Below are 16,699 nucleotides of genomic sequence, written 5' to 3'. Positions count from 1 at the left end.
TTCCAGGAAACAGCCTGGCGCTGGTTGGCCCACTGATTGATGTTGTGGCGCGCCATCATATCGACATCATCTGGTTAAAAAGTTCCAAGACAGAAAAAGAGAGTGTGAGGAGCGAAATATGTACAAGGGAACGCATTTATTTTCCCCATCAAAATTGACAACCCCGTTCATCCAAAACACTATCGACCCATGATCTACATTTCCCGCATGAACATGATGTGTTCCTCCATGACCGCCGCTGGCGGGCCGTGAGGTCACGCGTTCATCAGATTTGACGTAGTTACCCAAGGCCCCGCCAGAGATGGACGGGGCTTTTTAGTTCTCCGTCCACCGATGGCTCAAGGAGAATGAAATGTTTGAGATCAGACGCGCCGAACCAAGCGATGCCCAGACCGCATTCGATATCCGCCTTCAAGCGATACGGCACCAATGCATCGGCGCTTATACCGCAGAACAAATGCTCGCCTGGACCGTCGGAGCCGCCAAAGATGGGTATGGCGACTTAATGGAAAAGCACTTTTACCTGGGCTGCATTCAAGGTGAACCAGTGGCGACAGGGATGCTTGATCTGGACAACAGCGAAATCGGCGCGATCTTTGTGCTGCCGGGTTTCATGCAACAAGGCATCGGCTTGAAGATGCTCAGCCATCTGGAATGCCTGGCGCGGGAGTTGGGCCTGAAGGCGGTCAATCTGGACGCTACGTTGAACGCGACTGATTTTTACCGGCGCTGCGGTTTCGTGGGTGACGAACCTGCTGTTTACCATGCGCCTTCAGGGCTTCAGTTGGCGTGTGTGCCTATGGCGAAGAGGCTTTAGCCTTGATCGGGGAAGGCGGGCAGGGGTAAATACAGGTCATGAAAAACCCGCAGTGATGCGGGTAATTTGTGGCTGAAATCGGTTGTGGCTTCTACTTGGTTCACTCGATGAACTGTTTGATCATCGCTTCAATGAATCACACTGGTTACGCAGGTCGCTGTTGCTGATATTCGCACAGCTCCCGTTCCCTATTTTGGCATTACAGTAGTTGCGCTGGTCGCTGTCATTGATGTTGGCGCAACTGCCGCTGCCGCTGCCGCTGCCGGTCTCCGCGTTGCAGGCATTGCGCAAATCCGAGTTGTTGATATTCGCACAGCCCCCATTGCCTATTTTGGCATTACAGTAGTTGCGCTGGTCACTGTCATTGATGTTGGCGCAACTGCCGCTGCCGCTGCCGCTGCCGGTCTCCGCGTTGCAGGCATTGCGCAAATCCGAGTTGTTGATACTCGCACAACTCCCGTTACCTGATTTGGCATTACAGTAGTTGCGCTGGTCACTGTCGCTGATGTTGGCACAACCCGCGTAGGCATACCCGCTAAGCATCAAAAACACAGCAAGGATCAGTCTCATCACATACGTCCATGGTTTTATCAGGAATCAGCCTGACTCTGGTAGCCCCACTGACAAGATGTCGTGGTGCGCCATCATATCGACATCATTTTGTAGTAAAGTTCCAGGCAGAAAAGGCAAGAAAAAGGTGACAGGAAAAGGTGATAGAACTATTTGAGTAAATAGGCCTGTCGCCATTTTCCAATAATGGAGAGGCAAGGATGACTGGACAGGTTTTGAAGTCGAAGTTGGTCAATTTTCTGGTGGCCGATGCCGAGGTGAATTACGACAACGTGGACGATTTATATTCCGTGGCTGAGGCTGGCAATGTGGACGCGTTGGGCGATGTGCTGGAGGCCTTCAAGGAAGCATACGGAGGACTTTGGGTTGGCGGGAAGATGGAGCTGACGCAAAAAATGGTTCGTTTGAGTGCCAATGCCATGAACCGCCTCGTTCAGGACGGGACGCTGGATATTGAGCTCCCACTGGCATTCATCCGAAAGGTCACTATTGAAGGCGGGTTCATGACGAAGATCATCCGTCTGGATACCGGCGCTGGCAGCGTTAAATTCCGGTGTTTTGGTGCGAAGGATGTCGCGGCGCTGATAGAGAAGACAATTCACTCGCCAACTCGACAGGCCTGAACAACACAAAAAACCCGCAACTCAGTGCGGGTTTTTTTACGACTCAACTTTGATCACTGACTCTTGGGTGCATCAAACCCACGCTGCTCAATCACCCGAAACACATCGCTCACATCCTGGACCAGGATCCGGGCGATGTTGGTGACGGTGTTGATGTCGTGTTCGGCGTAGTCGGGGAGGCTGGTGCAGGCCATGAGGTTGAGGTATTTGAGGACGGCGTTGAGGCGTTCGCTGAGGCAGTTGTGGAGTTCGCGCAGTGGGGCGTCGTAGTCGATGAGCAGGACGGGGTAGTCAGTAGCGAGTTGAGACATGGGGGTGAAGCGGCGGGGCGGCTTGTGAGTTGTCATGGTGTGAATCCTAACAAAAGAAGAATTACCACCGTTTGCTGCGAAACAAATTGGGTGGCAGTTGTGCGCGGGTTCGCAGACCGGAGAACCACACCAAAAACCCGGCAGACCCGAAGGTCTCCCGCGCACAACCGCCATAAAACACTTTGCAGCCGGAGCCGGCTGCATCATGCCTGACGGTGTTTTGGTGTCAATCTTGAGGGCTGCGAAACCCTATCGCTAATACAGTCAGCGACGGGTCGAATATAGGCGGCGATTTTGGTGCCTGCAAACGGGTGTGTAGGACCAAAATCGTTACTTTGTGGCTGATGGCGGATCCTGCATTCAGCTGAATAACAGTCGGGAAATCAGAACGTGTTTAATGCCAGCTGAACCGTGCGTGCCGGATTTGCGGCTGCTGTGCAGCCGAACGCAGGCTTCGCCAGCGGCTACGGGATGTAGGCATGTTTAAAATGTTGTCGGATTTTGGGGCTGCTTCGCCGCCCAGCGGGAGCAAGCTCCCTCGCCACAGGTTGTGGTTTCCTACGTGAAATTCGGACGTCGAGATTCATAGATTGTACAAAGCAGCCCGAGCTTTCGGCTGTGCCGACTCGCATTGCCGGTTGAATGCTGATTCAAGCGATGAGTGCCGCCCTTACGGCACTCTCGTCGGTCAAGCATCTTGGCCCGTCATCAAAGCGCCGCGTTAGGCATCCGGCCAAGAGCACGTTCATATTCAACCTGTGCCGTCTGCTCGGAAAACTCCCCGGCCCATCTCGACACCACGACCGTAGCGACACTATTCCCAATGGTGTTGCAGAGTGCGTTAGCCATCGACATAAACCGATACACTCCAAAAATCAGCGCCAGTCCTTCAACCGGTAACACGCCGATGGCGCTCACTGTCGCGGCGAAGACCACAAAGCTGCCGCCATTCACGGTTGCCGCGCCTTTGGAGGTCAGCAGCATGACGGCGAGTATTCCCAGCTGCTCGTCCCAGCTCAGTGGCACGCCGTAGGCGTTGGCAATGAACAGTACGCAGAGTGACATGTAGATCGATGTGCCATCCAGGTTGAACGCATACCCGGTGGGCAGCACCAGACCGACGCTTTGTTTGGAACAGCCAAACTTTTCAAGTTTTTGCAGCAGGCGCGGCAGGACGCTTTCCGAAGAGGCGGTCCCCAGGACGATGAGGATTTCATCCTTGATGTACTTCATAAATCGCCAAAGGCTGAACCCGGACAGTCGGCATATCGCGCCCAGGATGATGAGGATAAAAAAGGCGACCACCACATAGAACATCAGCACCAGGTTGGCCAATGACATCAGTACCGCGCTGCCGTTGCTGCCGACGGCATAGGCCACGGAACCGAAGGCGCCGAGTGGGGCAAGTTTCATGATCAGGTTAATGAATTCAAAGAAGCATTCGGAGATCCGATGCAATCCGTCTTCAATGAAGTTGCGACGTTCCGGTTTAAGAGCCAGCAGAGCGAACCCAAACACCACCGAGATAACCAGCACCTGGAGCATTTGCCCGCCGGAGAACGCACCGACGAAGTTGTCCGGAAAGATGCTGTAAATAAACTCCATGGTCGATGCCGGAGCGTGGGCTTTGGCGACGGCCGCGTTGGCTGCCGCTGTTGCCGCGCTATTTGGGTGGGCGCCGTGCATGTTGGCGCCGATATCCAGCAAGTTGCCCCACAAGAGACCAATGGCCAAGGCGAGGGTGGAAACCACCTCGAAATAAATAATTGCTCTCATGCCGACTTTGCCGACGCGTTTGATATCGCCTGCCGAGGCGATGCCCTGGACCACCGTGAAAAACACCAAGGGCGCCACGGCGGTCTTGATCAGTTTGAGAAAGAGGTCGCCAAGCATTTTGAATTTGACAGCCAGTTCCGGCGCGAGGAAGCCTAAAGCGATACCCAGCCCCATGGCGACGACTACCTGGAACGTGAGGTTTTTATAGATGGGCTTCTTTTCTTTGGTGGACATGTCTGTGGCCTCGTTGTTGTTATTGTCGAGTAGTGACGAGGGGGATTACAGAAGTAACCCATACCGCAGACAAACGAGTTTTTGGCCTTTTGTTGTTGAGGAAATATCAAGCCTGAGACGTTTTAGACGGGAGTGGTATGCATTGATTTGTGATCAAGCGAATCGGGACTTTATCTCGCTTGAGCTGACCTGAACCCTGTTTGACGATCACCGGAAACGTGGACAAAACAAGAACGCGACATTCCGGTTGAGGACGTTATGGGAAATACAAACAAGAACATCACCCTTGAGTTGGCGTCTTTGGTCGTCAGCCTCCGGTTGGAGGATATTCCCCCGCAGGTGTTGCGCATTGCCCGCCAGGCTGTACTCGACTGGCTGGGCGTCACCGTGGCCGGCGCCGATGATTCCGTTTCGCAGACGCTGGCCGGGCTCATGGTGTCGGAGGGCGGCCATCCTCGCTGCTCGCTGGTAGGTCAGGTGGATCGCCTTCCTGCTTCGGCGGCAGCGCTGGTCAATGGTATGGCGTCCCATGCGCTTGACTACGATGACGTCAATTTTTCCATTCCGGGACATGCCACCGCGCCGGTGCTGGCAGCGGCGCTGGCGCTGGGTGAAGACCTCCAGGCCAGTGGTGCACAACTGCTGGAGGCGTTTGTTGCCGGTTATGAAACCTCGTGCCGCGTCGGTCAATTGGTCGCCCCCAATCATTATGCGAAAGGTTTTCATGCGACGGCAACGATGGGCTGTTTCGGGGCGGCTGCCGCAGCATCTCGCTTGCTCGGCCTCGACGCGCAAACGACCGCACGGGCCTTGGGCATTGCATCGACGCGTGCGGCAGGGCTGAAAGCGGCGTTCGGGTCTTCGTGCAAGGCGCTGCAGGTTGGAGAGGCTGCACGCAGTGGGCTGGTGGCTGCGATGCTGGCGCACAGAGGCGTGGATGTTTCCGAGGATATGATCGGTCATCGCCTCGGGTTCGCACGGACGCACTCGAGCGACATGGCCGTGCATTGCGCGCTGAGAACACCCCGCTATGTAGCCGATTTTGCTGTCGAGACCACAGACGTCGCACCGGCCTATGGCTTTCATCTGGAAACCAATCTCTTCAAATATCACAACACTTGCTACGAAACCCATTCGGCCATTGAAAGTGCGCTTTACCTGGTTCGTACTGAAGCCATGAAAGTTTCCGACATCGTTGCGATTGATATTCGCGTAAACCCTCATTGCGACGACATCTGCAACATCGCCAGGCCTGCCACGCCGATGCAGGCCAGGTTTAGCCTCAAGCACACGGTAGCGATGGCGTTGCTCGGCAAAAACACCGCTGACCCCAAGGCCTTTAATGAGCTGAGCGTGGTGGATCCGCAGGTGTTGGCTTTGCAGGGGTTGGCGCAGGTGATTCTGGACCCGGCATTGCGAGTGCCGGAAACGACTGTAGGGATCACATTGCGAGACGGACGGAAACTGGAGCGCCGGCATGATTCAAGTCAGCCGGAAACGGATCTCGGCGCGCAACAAGAGCGGCTCATACAAAAGTTTCGGTCGCTGTGCGAAGGGCGTCTTCCTTTTTCCACGATTGTAGAACTGGAGCGGACGGTCGCGCGGCTGGAGTCGCTGGCTGACGTTGGAGAGCTGGTACGGCCCTTTGGAAATCGTCGTTAATCGGGATATATGATCAGGGCGAGGTCTTCATTTCTGGTGAAGTCTGGCCGATGCCCCCTCTTGAAAATAATTCCAGTGTCCACCGTCGTCTAAAAAATGTACGTTGATGTACATTTTATGTACGCCTTGCACGCAGCCGCGTACAGTTGCCGGGACATCAGATATCAAAGAGGAAGCCAAAATGCCGCAGGCAGGAAAGACGCGAATCAAGGCGCAGGAAGCGGGTTGGCGTGGCTCCGTCAATGGCTGGCTGGACGCGGCTTACGATGCGCTGAAAGAATCCGGTGTGGACGCCGTGCGGGTGATGCCGTTGGCCAAGCGGCTGAATTTGTCGCGCACCAGTTTCTACTGGTTTTATGAAGACCGGGAGCAGTTGCTCGCGGCGCTGCTGGCGCGGTGGCGGGACAAGAACACCGGCGGCCTGATTGGCCAGTGCGAGAGTTATTCAGAAAGTATTTCCGAAGCGATCCTCAACGTTTTCGAATGCTGGTTAAACCCTGATTTGTTTGACTCGCAGTTTGAATTTGCCGTGCGCAGCTGGGCGCTGCAATCGGCTGAGGTGTCCGCCGAAATCGCGCTGGCTGATGAAGCGCGAATCAATGCCCTGGCCGCGATGTTCCGACGGTTCGGTTATGAGGTTGCGGCCGCCGACGCTCGGGCCAGAACGATCTATCTCACCCAGATCGGCTACATCTCCATGAAAACCACTGAGGATATCGTCGTACGTTTCCGGCGAATCCCTGAGTACGTCACCGTATTTACCGGCAAAGCACCGAAGCGGCGCGAGCTCGACCGGTTTTATGGGAAATTCGGCTACGCAGAAAAAGAGCCGGGGGTTTTCGTGTCACGGGTCGACAGCTTTGAGGAGGCCACCCCCGATGCAGAATAGAACCCTGGGCATCATCGGTGGCACCGGCTGGCTGGGCCGCGCGATTGCGCAGGCGCTGCTCGATACCGGCTTCATCCGTCCTGATCGTTTGCTGGTCTCGAACCGGTCCGGCACCCACACGTTCGAACCACCGGTGCGGCTGCTGGCTGACAACCAGTTGCTGGTGGATCTCAGCGATATCGTTGTGCTGTCGATCCGGCCAGAACAATTTCGCCAACTCCAGATAAACGCCAGGGGCAAGCTCGTGATTTCCCTGATGGCCGGGGTTCCGGCGGCGGCTATTCGCGCGGCAACGGGCGCCGAAGTGGTGGTACGTGCGATGCCGAATGCGGCGGTGGAAATCAGGCAGTCGTTCACGCCTTGGTGCTGTCCTGCCAGCCTGTGCGAGCAGGACCGAGCGCTGGTGCAACGGTTGTTCGAGTGCGTGGGCGCGGCGGATGAAGTGCCGGATGAGGACTGTATCGATTACCTCAGCGCGCTGTCCGGCACCGGGCCTGCCTTGGCGGCGATGTTGCACCAGGCGTTGATGAGTCAGGCGGTGGCGGCGGGCATCCCGGCCGCGATCGCACAACGAGCCGCACAGGGTGTGGTGGTGGGCGGCGGTCAATTACTCGCCAGCCACGATCCCCGGCAAATGATTGAAAACTTGATGGCTTATCGCGGGGTGACGGCGGCCGTGCTGCAGTCGATGGCTGATCAGGGCATCGAAGCCATGGTGGGGCGTGCCGTGCAGGAAGGCGCGCAAGTGGCCCGGCGAGGCATGTAGTCGATCGGTCCGGGCACACACTTTGCGCCCGAGGCGCCTCCTTCCGCTCAGGGAAGGAGGCTGTCGAGTCAAATATCTTTCACCAGTCGCAACGCGTCATAGATCGCCGCGTGGGTATTTCGAGCGGACACCGCATCACCAATCCTGAACAACTGGAAACGCCCTTGCGGGTTGGTGACGATGTGCTGTGCGTTGCCCGCGATGAGGTCGTGCTGTTCGACTGCGCCTTCATTGCTCGAATGAGGACGAAGGTCGAAATACAGGTCATCCAGGGGGATCGTGCCGTGGTTGACGACGACCTGATCGACCACGCGTTGCTTGTGGACCTTGCCGTAATCGCTGCCGAAGGTCGCAATGAGCCTGCCATCGCGCTTCTCGACTGACTCGACCCGATAGGTGACGGTGAAGGTGACGGCCAGGTCCTGCAGGCTGCGCATGTAGGGCACCAGGTTCATCGCCATGACTTCGGGTGCAAACGACCGGTCTGGGGTGACGATCTCGACGGTCGCACCGCTTTGCGCGATGACTTCGGCCGCCTGCAGGGCGGCGTGGTCGCCGGCATCATCGAAGATCAGGACATTGCGGCCAGGCTTTACATCGCCGGAGATGATGTCCCAGGTCGAGACCACCAGGTCATTGCCCTGCGACAGCACCTCGGTATGGGGCAGGCCGCCGGTGGCAACGATTACCACGTCCGGTTCATGGGCCAATACCGTGTCGGCCTCGGCCCAGGTGTTGAAGTGGAATTTGACGCCCAGGCGCTCGCACTGGCTCATTCGCCAATCGATGATGCCGATCATTTCGCGTCGGCGCTCGCTCAGCGCCGTCAGCCGGATTTGGCCGCCAGGGCGGTCGGCCGCTTCCAGCACGGTGACATCGTGGCCGCGCTCGCCGGCCACGCGCGCCGCCTCCAGACCTGCGGGGCCGCTACCGATGACCAGGACCTTGCGCTTCACCGCCGCTTTGGGAATGTCATGGGGCATCGTGGTTTCCCGGCCGGTCGCCGGGTTGTGGATGCAATAGGCGGCGCCACCCTGATAGATCCGGTCCAGGCAGTAATTCGCACCCACGCACGGACGGATATCTTCTTCACGCTTCTCGATGATTTTGCGCACGATGTGCGGGTCGGTCATGTGCGCGCGGGTCATGCCCACCATGTCCACCTTGCCTGACGCAATGGCGTAACGCGCGGTGGCAACGTCGGGAATCTTCGCGGCGTGGAAGGTCGGAAAACCCGTGGCGGAGCGAATCTCGCCGGCGAAGTCCAGGTGCGGGGAATTGCGCATGCCCTGGATCGGGATGACGTCGGTCAGGCCCGCGTCGGTGTCGATGTGGCCGCGCACGACGTTCAGGAAGTCCACCAGCCCGCTGTCCTTGAGCATGTGTGAGACCTGCATGCCCTCGCTGGCATTGAAGCCGCCCGGCAGTTGTTCGTCACCCGTATAGCGCACACCCAGCAGGAAATCTTCGCCGACCCGCTGGCGGATGCCCCTGAGGATGTCGAACGTAAAGCGCATGCGGTTTTCCAGCGAGCCACCGTAAGGGCCTTCGAGGTCATTGGTCAGCGGTGACCAGAACTGATCCATCAGGTGCCCGTAAGCCTGTAATTCCAGGCCATCAAGCCCGGCCGCCTTCATGCGCTCGGCGGCATCCACGTAGTCCTTGATGATCCGCTCGATGTCCCAGTCTTCCATCTTCTTCGGGAAGGACCGGTGCGAAGCCTCGCGTCGGTGTGAGGGCGATACCACGGGCAACCAGTCGGCTTTGTCCCAGCGGGTACGGCGGCCCAGGTGTGTCAGCTGGATCATCACGGCCGCGCCGTGTTCATGGCATTCGTCGGTCAGGTCCTTCATCCATTTGACCACTTCGTCCTTGTAGGCGAGCACGTTGTTGAACACCGGAGGGCTGTCTCGGGACACGGCTGCGGAGCCGGCGGTCATGGTCAGGGCCACGCCGGCTTTGGCGCGTTCGACGTGGTAAGCGCGATACAACGCCTGCGGCATGCCATCGACCGGGTAGGCCGGTTCGTGCGCGGTGGTCATGATCCGGTTTTTCAGGGTCAGGTGCTTGATCTTGTAGGGTTGCAGCAAGGGATCGCTGGACATCGTGGTGCGCTCCGTAGTGGGGCTTTATCGGGCTTGGCGAGTTGAAATTAGGATAACTGTACACCTGTGTCAATCATCGTTGACACAGGTGTACATTTTTCTTGCGCGCCGCAAAACTCGTCGATAAGATCAAGCTCGAAAGGGTGCAGAGACCCCGTCGTCAGTGTTCTGGATGGATGACATGCATGGGATTGCGAGGGGCAGAAGAAGAGGGCTGCGCTGCCCGGGCTTAAAGCAGCGAAGACTGCACTGTTCACGACCGTAAGGCCGTTCAAATGAAGACAACCTGCCTATCCCACATCAATAGGAAGACGCCTGATGAACGCTCGTTCGCCGTATCGAAAAAAAGCCTGTGCCTGCCTTTTCGGCTTTGCGCTTGGAGCAAGTGCAGCACTGGCACAGGCTGCTGAACCCGAGCCCGTGCGCATTGGCTGGGTCAATTGGTCCGACACCGAAATCACCGTCAAACTGGCCAGCACCGCGTTGCAGGAACATCTCAAGCAACCGGTCAAACTGGTGATGGCCGACATTGGCATTCAATTCCAGGCGCTGGCCAACGGTAATATCGACCTGATCCCGATGGTGTGGCTACCGAGTACCCACAAGGCGTTTTACGACAAGTACAAGGACCGGCTGGAAGACCTCGGCGTGCTGTATGAAGGGCGGATCGGCATGGCCGTGCCCACCTCGGTGCCCATCAGTGAAGTGGCGAGCGTCGAGGATCTGAACAAACCGCAGGTCCGGGAAAAACTCGACGGCAAGATCCTCACTTCTGAAGTCGGCAATGGCCAATACAAGCTCACGGTCAAGGCCATGGAAGAATACAAGCTCGACGGGTACAAGCTGGTGGCCTCCTCGGAAACCGGCATGCTCAATGAGCTGGACCGCAACCTCAAACGTGACAAATGGTCCCTGGTCAATGCCTGGAGCCCACACTGGATGTTCTCCAAGTGGTCACTGCGTTACCTGGATGATCCCAAGCATATCTTTGGTGGCGCCGAGCAGATTCACGCCATGGCGCGCAAAGGTTTTAGCCAGCAGTACCCGGAAGTGGCGTATTTCTTCGCTCATTACTCGATCCCCCAGGCGGACCTGGAAGCGCTGATGATGCAGGCACGCCAAACCTCCTCTGACCAGGCCGTGGCCGCTTATTACGCGGCCAACAAACCGCGTTTCGAAGCGATGTTCGAGCAAGGCGAGCAGCGGGTCAGCACGCGACAGCCTTGAACACCTGAAAACACACAAGGCCGCGAAGGCGGCCTTGTTTTCATTCTCACTTCTTACACAACCGCAGCCTCGTCAATGCCGCTCTTCGATCTCGACAACGGTCATGCTCCACTCCTGCCAATTCATAGAAGGCAGCGTGTCTGACTGTCCCATGAGGCTGACAAGATAACGGGCGATGAGGTCATCATCGCCCGTTTTCTTTATGCCTGGCGCGCTGCCATGGCCGAGTAGCTGTTCATCAGGTTGCGGTAGTTCGGAATGCGCTGGGACAGCAAGTTGCCCAGGCCTTCGATGTCGTTGCGCCAGTCGCCCTGCAACTCGCAGGCGACCGAGAACCAGTTCATCATTTGCGCACCGGCTTGCGTCATGCGGTTCCACGCCGCCTGTTGCACGGTGGTGTTGAAGGTGCCGGAAGAATCCGTGACCACGAACACTTCAAACCCTTCAGCCAGGGCCGACAGCGTCGGGAAGGTCACGCACACATCGGTCACGACACCGGCAATGATCAGTTGTTTGCGACCGGTCGCCTTGATTGCCTTGACGAAGTCTTCGTTGTCCCAGGCGTTGATCTGGCCAGGACGGGCAATGTAGGGCGCGTCCGGAAACATTTCCTTGAGCTCCGGGACCAGCGGACCATTGGGGCCTTGTTCGAAACTGGTGGTCAGGATGGTCGGCAGTTCGAAGAACTTGGCCACGTCAGCCAGAGCCAGCACATTGTTCTTGAACTCGTTCGGCGAGAAGTCCTGCACCAGCGAGATCAGACCGGTCTGGTGGTCGATCATCAGGACTACGGCGTCGTCTTTGTTCAGGCGGTTGTATGTGGCGTTGCTCATGATGAAATCCTTTCTCTGTAGGGATAAGTGGCTTCGTTCAACATGGGCTCAGATTAATGATCTACAGGAAAGGGAAAAAGAGGGTGAAAACGGTTTGACTGTCAACTCGGATGGGACAATCGAGGCCCGCCCCGGCGAAAGCGGGCATTCACCGCAGCCCCATTCAGGCAAACGCATCCTCGATAAAGGCCTCCAACGCCTTGTCTTCCAATATCTCGATGGAGAAGTGCCCGAAGCGCTTGGGCAGCCAGATGATGCGGGTCCCGGACGGAGATTGCAGGTTCGCACGGGCGAGTGGTTTTCCGTTCTCGTCTTCTGGCTGAACACCCGCGGCGATCAATTCGTCATAGGCCTTCTCGATGTCCGGTGTGGAGTAGCAGTGGCGGTAAATCATGCCTTCGCCCGCGCAATCCAGGAGCGCCTTCAGGTTCCCCGCCAGCGGTTGCACCAGCATGAATCGCTCCGCACCGATCAACGCAATCGCGTAGCGCACGTGCAGACCACCGCGTTCCCAGACAAGCGTTTTAGAGATCCTGGCTTGCAGTATCTGTGCGTAGTAAGCACAGGCTTCTTCGAGGTTCTTGACCAGTACATCGACGTGACTGAACTTCAGCTCCATTGCATTCCTCCGGTTGAACCCGTGTCCATGGTAACGACCGCTGCCTCGGCATTAGAAGAATTTTCGTGTGGCCTTGGTTGCCCGTCCATGAGGCAGCGATGCACTTGCTTCTGCTGCACTATGGCGTCGGTCTGCTCGCCTGAGCACGGCACTGAGCAAACGCTGTCCGTATAAACCGACGCCAAGCCCCGATACGATGAGAACGACAGCAACGATTTTGTTGAATGACAGGGGCTCATTGAAAATCATGACTGAACCCAGCAGTCCGAATACCGGCACCAATAACGATAACGGCGCGACGGTAGACACTGGGTATCGTTTCAGGAGTGAATTCCACACCCAGTAGCCGAACAGGGTGTTGGGGTAGACCTGGAACAGGATCGACAGGACGGCACGGTAGTCGAGTTGATTCACCAATGCGCTGTACCCCGTCGAGCCGTTGACCGCGTAATCAAGCGCGAAAAGAGGGATGGGCGAAAAAGCACTGGACCACACCAGGAAAGCAAAGACCTGAGTTGTTCTGGCTTTTTTGTTGATTACGTTGGCCGCACTCCAGGCCACCGCGCCCAGCAGCACCAGCATCAGCCCTGCCGTCGTCACTGTCCCGTCAACAATCGAGATGATGCTCAACAAGCCACAGAAGGCGATGCCCATGCCCGCCAGTTGGTAGCGGGAAATGGTCTCCTTGAATACCCATGAGCCCAGCAGAATCGTGAAAAAAGCGCTGAACTGAAGCACCAGCGAAGCGATGCCAGCGGAGAGGCCCGACTTGATACCAAGGTTGACGACGCCCCAGAGTCCTATGCCGAAGACCAGACCGTAACCAATGATGTAGCGCCACTGTACATCGGGTTTCGGAATGAAAAAGATCGCTGGAAGTGCGCAAAGCGTAAAGCGAATGCCGGCAAGAATCAGCGGGTCAACGGTGGTGAGGCCCAGTTTGATCACTGAAAAATTCACACCCCAGATGGCCGTAATCGAGATGGCGAGTAGCAGGTGCCTGGCTTTCATGCTGATCTTCCTTGATTGGTCGGTGATAGATGACTCGTAAAAACCCAAAGCGCCAAAGCCGCAGCACTGATCAAGGCGCCAAGCACGCTTGTTGCCATCCAGCCCCAGCGCGCATAAACCTGGGTTGCGGCGACCGCCCCCAGCGCACTGCCGACCGAGTAGAAGCACATGTAGGCGCCGACCATCCGACTTTGCGCGTCGGGTCGTGCCGCAAAAATGAAGCTCTGATTGGTGACGTGCACGGCTTGCACCGCGAAGTCGAGCACGACCACGCCGAAAACCAGCGCGATCAGGGACGTCTCGGCAAAACTGATGGGCAACCAGGAAAGCGCCAGGAGCCCCAGCGAAAGGCCGGTCACGCGTTGACCCCAACCTCTATCGGCCCACTGGCCGGCTCTTCTGGCAGCCAGGGCGCCGGCAACGCCCGCCAGGCCAAACAGGCCGATGGCCGTGTGTGAAAGCGACAGCGGCGGAGCGCTTAACGGCAGCACCATAGAGGTCCACAGCACTGAAAAAGCGGCAAAGATCAGCAAGGCCAACAGGCCCCTGGCCCACAAAACCGGTTCGGTCATGAACAGCTTGAAGAGCGACCGGATCAGCGCGGGGTAGGTGTCATGATTGCGTGGCAACGCCGTGGCGGGCACCACTTTCCACAGGACCGCCGCGAGGGTCAGCATCAATCCTGAGGACACGAAATAGACGGCGCGCCAGCCCGCCAGATCGGCGATCAGCCCAGAGATAAACCGCGCCAGAAGAATGCCCAGGACAACCCCGCTTGTTAGGGTCCCCACGGCCTGCCCGCGCTGTGAGGGCGTTGCGAGCGCGGCGGCATAGGCTACGAGCACCTGAACCACCACGGCGAGTAAGCCCATCACAATCATGGCGCCCAAGAGAGCCAGCCACTGCTGTGAAGCGCCGACGGCCGCCAGCGCAAGGGCAGACAGCATCACTTGAGTCAAAATCAGCCGTTTACGGTTGACCCTGTCGCCCAGCGGTACGATGAACAACAACCCCAGCGCGTATCCGGCCTGAGTGGCCGTCACCACGACCCCGATCACACCTGAAGTGACCCCCAGGCTTTCAGCCATCGAGGCGAGCAAGGGTTGGGCGAAGTAAACATTGGCGACGGCCAGCGCGCAGGTGACAGAAAACAATAACGTGAGTGACGGAGAAAGCCCCGAGGATTGGCCAGTCCTACTGCATTCTCCGGTTTCCGCAGGCGGCAATCCCACAGGCTGCCCGGTGCTACGTTTGGCTATTGCGTCGGCATCTGCTGTCATAAGCGCCTCCATGGCGTTAAGCTGGTTGCAATTAAAAACCGGATTCGATTATTGCTGAATCAAGTTTCAAATTGCAACCAGCTTGGTCGGCAGACTTGGCAACCCTTATCCAAAAGGTAAATACGATGGTCGAAGGCACTTCACCGCACAGCAGCGAATGCCCGGTAGCAAGAACACTTGAGGTGATTGGGGATCGCTGGTCGCTGATGATCCTTCGCGACGCCTTTGACGATATTCGCCGATTCAGCGAATTTCAGAAGAGCCTGGGCGTGGCCAAAAATATCCTGGCCTCGCGACTGAAAGCATTGGTTGAAGTCGGGGTCTTCGACGTTCGACCGGCGTCAGATGGAAGCGCCTACAAGGAGTACGTCCTGACGGACAAAGGACGTGAGATCTTTCCGGTGGTGGTCAGCATGAGGCAGTGGGGCGAACGTTTCCTGTTCCAGCCGCAGGAAACGCGTTCTGTGCTGTTGGACAACGCATCCGGCCAGGCCCTGATGCCGATGGATGTTCGTTCATCAAGCGGGCAAAAACTGGGGCCGTCTGACTGCCACAGGGTGAGACTTGTCGACGGCGAGTCGTGAAACAACAGCAGTCGAGTTAGCTGCTCGAAGTTCGCTATCCGCGGTTATTGCGCAAGATGGAAAAATTCAACGCAGCCGCCACACAAAGCCACACAAGGTAGGGGAACAGGATCAAGCCTGTGATCACATCTAGCCGCATCGCCATCACCACCATCGCTGCGACCACCAGCCAAAGCAGCGTCAGGATCACCATCGCGGCGAAAATGCGGTGCGCGCCGAAAAACACCGGTGTCCACAGCGTATTCAAGGCAATCTGCGCCGCCCATAACGCCAGCACCACCTGACTTCCAGGTATCAGGGACAACCGGTAACCGGCCCAGGCGAGCAACAGATAGATAATCGACCAGGCGACGGGAAACAGCCAGTTGGGTGGCGTGAAGCTCGGTTTGACGAGTGATTCGTACCACTGGCCCGGTTTGAAAAGAAGGCCAGTACTGGCCGCCGCGCCGCAGGCTAAAAGAAAAATCAGAAAGGTCATCATCAGTCCTTCGTTGAAGTCAGCTGTGTGGGGGTTGCAAAAACCGGTCGGCCATTCATGCCGCTAGGCGCCCGGTACGCCAGGCACATCCATGTTGATCTTGCGCCAGGCGGCTTCGGACAAGCTGTACACCGAAAAGGCGATCAATCCCAGGGCCATCACCATCAAGATGACGCCGCCGGCCGGCAGGTTCTGCAGCGCATCGAGGGCCTCCTTCATGCCGGGCGGGTCCATGGCTTTATAGCGGGAGCCACTGATGATCAGCAACAGGGCGATCTCGATGAACACGACGCCACGGGCGATCAGACCGAATCGAGACACCGGACGGACGTAGCGCATTACGTCTTCGTCCGCTTCGAAATATTTCTCGAACGACGACTTCCAGCCCTTGATGATGTGAGCAATGCCTACACCCAGAGGGATGATCGCGACGAGGTAGACCACGACATTCGAGTGTTCCCAGGACAACAGGTGCGCCAGTAGATCCTTGGTCTGCCCACCGCCGGAATCGCCCGAGCTGCTGATGCCGCTGATGAGCAAGCCCAACGCAAAAAACGCCAGCGCGCCGTTGACCAAACCTCCTGCCAACAGTCCTGCCCGGATGACCAACCCCTTCAGTTCGTGACCGTGATGATCAACGTCGCGCAGGGCTTGCAGCACTCGCCAACAGGCGAAGGCGAGCAGGCCTGCCACCACCAATCCGACTAAAACGTAACCGAAAGGCTGGCTTAACACGGCCTCCATGCTCCTGTGACTGTCTTTGGGTTTTGTCGAATCTTGAGCCGCCAGCAGCGCGAAGATGCCAATGATCAGGTAAAGAACGCCGCGAGCGGCATAGCCTCCCCGAGCGAGTACAACAAGGCTTTGGTGCGCAGACATGAGAGCTCATTCCAGAGAAGTACTACAGGAGCAGA

17 protein-coding genes are annotated in these 16,699 nt (G+C 57.4%); 7 read left to right on the top strand and 10 right to left on the bottom strand.

The annotated features are described in order from the left end of the window. The first annotated feature begins 352 nt into the window (after window positions 1–352). The gene (locus tag FBY01_RS14315) at window positions 353–817 is read left to right on the top strand and encodes a GNAT family N-acetyltransferase (RefSeq protein WP_010455408.1); all 465 of its coding nucleotides are present in this window, start codon (window positions 353–355) and stop codon (window positions 815–817) included. A 120-nt stretch (window positions 818–937) separates the two neighbouring features. Here FBY01_RS14315 and FBY01_RS14310 read toward each other — a convergent pair whose 3' ends face one another. Next, window positions 938–1,387 carry a hypothetical protein gene (locus FBY01_RS14310; protein ID WP_083376441.1) on the bottom strand — a complete coding sequence of 150 codons (450 nt, stop codon included), beginning with the start codon at window positions 1,385–1,387 and terminating at the stop codon, window positions 938–940. Between the two features lie 200 nt (window positions 1,388–1,587). Here FBY01_RS14310 and FBY01_RS14305 point away from each other — a divergent pair, with 200 nt between their 5' ends. Beyond that, window positions 1,588–2,010, top strand: a complete 423-nt coding sequence (locus tag FBY01_RS14305; RefSeq protein WP_145308309.1) for a hypothetical protein — start codon at window positions 1,588–1,590, stop codon at window positions 2,008–2,010. Between the two features lie 53 nt (window positions 2,011–2,063). Here FBY01_RS14305 and FBY01_RS14300 read toward each other — a convergent pair whose 3' ends face one another. Both FBY01_RS14300 and FBY01_RS14295 read right to left on the bottom strand, forming a co-directional pair. After that, complete coding sequence (locus FBY01_RS14300; protein ID WP_145308311.1) at window positions 2,064–2,357, bottom strand: fructose-bisphosphate aldolase; 294 nt, start codon at window positions 2,355–2,357, stop codon at window positions 2,064–2,066. Window positions 2,358–3,029: 672 nt separating this feature from the next. Continuing rightward, complete coding sequence (locus tag FBY01_RS14295) at window positions 3,030–4,331, bottom strand: cation:dicarboxylate symporter family transporter (protein WP_145308313.1); 1,302 nt, start codon at window positions 4,329–4,331, stop codon at window positions 3,030–3,032. A 258-nt stretch (window positions 4,332–4,589) separates the two neighbouring features. Between FBY01_RS14295 and FBY01_RS14290 the strand changes: the two genes are divergently transcribed. The 3 genes from FBY01_RS14290 to FBY01_RS14280 all read left to right on the top strand — a co-directional run bounded on the left by FBY01_RS14290 (window position 4,590) and on the right by FBY01_RS14280 (window position 7,648). Next, on the top strand, window positions 4,590–5,993 hold the full coding sequence (locus FBY01_RS14290) for an MmgE/PrpD family protein (protein ID WP_145308314.1): 1,404 nt from the start codon (window positions 4,590–4,592) through the stop codon (window positions 5,991–5,993). Window positions 5,994–6,174: 181 nt separating this feature from the next. Next, window positions 6,175–6,882 carry a TetR/AcrR family transcriptional regulator gene (locus tag FBY01_RS14285; RefSeq protein WP_010455399.1) on the top strand — a complete coding sequence of 236 codons (708 nt, stop codon included), beginning with the start codon at window positions 6,175–6,177 and terminating at the stop codon, window positions 6,880–6,882. Beyond that, complete coding sequence (locus FBY01_RS14280; protein ID WP_145308316.1) at window positions 6,872–7,648, top strand: pyrroline-5-carboxylate reductase; 777 nt, start codon at window positions 6,872–6,874, stop codon at window positions 7,646–7,648. Before FBY01_RS14285 ends, FBY01_RS14280 begins: the two co-directional genes overlap by 11 nt. 68 nt (window positions 7,649–7,716) lie before the next feature. On the opposite strand, the gene FBY01_RS14275 is transcribed toward FBY01_RS14280, so the two are convergent. Next, window positions 7,717–9,753 carry an NADH:flavin oxidoreductase gene (locus tag FBY01_RS14275; protein ID WP_145308318.1) on the bottom strand — a complete coding sequence of 679 codons (2,037 nt, stop codon included), beginning with the start codon at window positions 9,751–9,753 and terminating at the stop codon, window positions 7,717–7,719. A gap of 318 nt (window positions 9,754–10,071) precedes the next feature. Between FBY01_RS14275 and FBY01_RS14270 the strand changes: the two genes are divergently transcribed. Beyond that, a complete protein-coding gene (locus FBY01_RS14270) occupies window positions 10,072–10,980 on the top strand; it encodes a glycine betaine ABC transporter substrate-binding protein (protein ID WP_145308320.1) in 909 nt (302 codons plus the stop codon). A gap of 200 nt (window positions 10,981–11,180) precedes the next feature. On the opposite strand, the gene ycaC is transcribed toward FBY01_RS14270, so the two are convergent. The 4 genes from ycaC to FBY01_RS14250 form a co-directional block, all read right to left on the bottom strand. After that, window positions 11,181–11,813, bottom strand: a complete 633-nt coding sequence (ycaC, locus tag FBY01_RS14265; protein WP_077749496.1) for an isochorismate family cysteine hydrolase YcaC — start codon at window positions 11,811–11,813, stop codon at window positions 11,181–11,183. Window positions 11,814–11,976: 163 nt separating this feature from the next. Beyond that, window positions 11,977–12,432 carry a VOC family protein gene (locus FBY01_RS14260; RefSeq protein ID WP_010455390.1) on the bottom strand — a complete coding sequence of 152 codons (456 nt, stop codon included), beginning with the start codon at window positions 12,430–12,432 and terminating at the stop codon, window positions 11,977–11,979. Between the two features lie 51 nt (window positions 12,433–12,483). Beyond that, window positions 12,484–13,443: an EamA family transporter gene (locus FBY01_RS14255; RefSeq protein ID WP_077749495.1), complete on the bottom strand. Its 960-nt coding sequence runs from the start codon at window positions 13,441–13,443 to the stop codon at window positions 12,484–12,486. Continuing rightward, window positions 13,440–14,723: an MFS transporter gene (locus FBY01_RS14250; protein ID WP_145308322.1), complete on the bottom strand. Its 1,284-nt coding sequence runs from the start codon at window positions 14,721–14,723 to the stop codon at window positions 13,440–13,442. The genes FBY01_RS14255 and FBY01_RS14250 overlap by 4 nt, the downstream gene beginning before the upstream one ends. Window positions 14,724–14,848: 125 nt before the next feature. Here FBY01_RS14250 and FBY01_RS14245 point away from each other — a divergent pair, with 125 nt between their 5' ends. After that, complete coding sequence (locus FBY01_RS14245) at window positions 14,849–15,307, top strand: helix-turn-helix domain-containing protein (protein WP_145308324.1); 459 nt, start codon at window positions 14,849–14,851, stop codon at window positions 15,305–15,307. Between the two features lie 34 nt (window positions 15,308–15,341). On the opposite strand, the gene FBY01_RS14240 is transcribed toward FBY01_RS14245, so the two are convergent. Further along, window positions 15,342–15,785 carry a TspO/MBR family protein gene (locus tag FBY01_RS14240; RefSeq protein ID WP_083377295.1) on the bottom strand — a complete coding sequence of 148 codons (444 nt, stop codon included), beginning with the start codon at window positions 15,783–15,785 and terminating at the stop codon, window positions 15,342–15,344. 63 nt (window positions 15,786–15,848) lie between these two features. After that, window positions 15,849–16,664: a DUF1206 domain-containing protein gene (locus FBY01_RS14235; RefSeq protein ID WP_145308326.1), complete on the bottom strand. Its 816-nt coding sequence runs from the start codon at window positions 16,662–16,664 to the stop codon at window positions 15,849–15,851. Between the last annotated feature and the right edge of the window lie 35 nt (window positions 16,665–16,699).

Source organism: Pseudomonas sp. SJZ077 (assembly GCF_007993905.1).
GTDB classification, from domain to species: Bacteria; Pseudomonadota; Gammaproteobacteria; order Pseudomonadales; family Pseudomonadaceae; genus Aquipseudomonas; species Aquipseudomonas mandelii.
The sequence above is the reverse complement of the archived record's forward strand: the minus strand, read 5'-3'. Positions and strand labels throughout refer to the sequence as shown.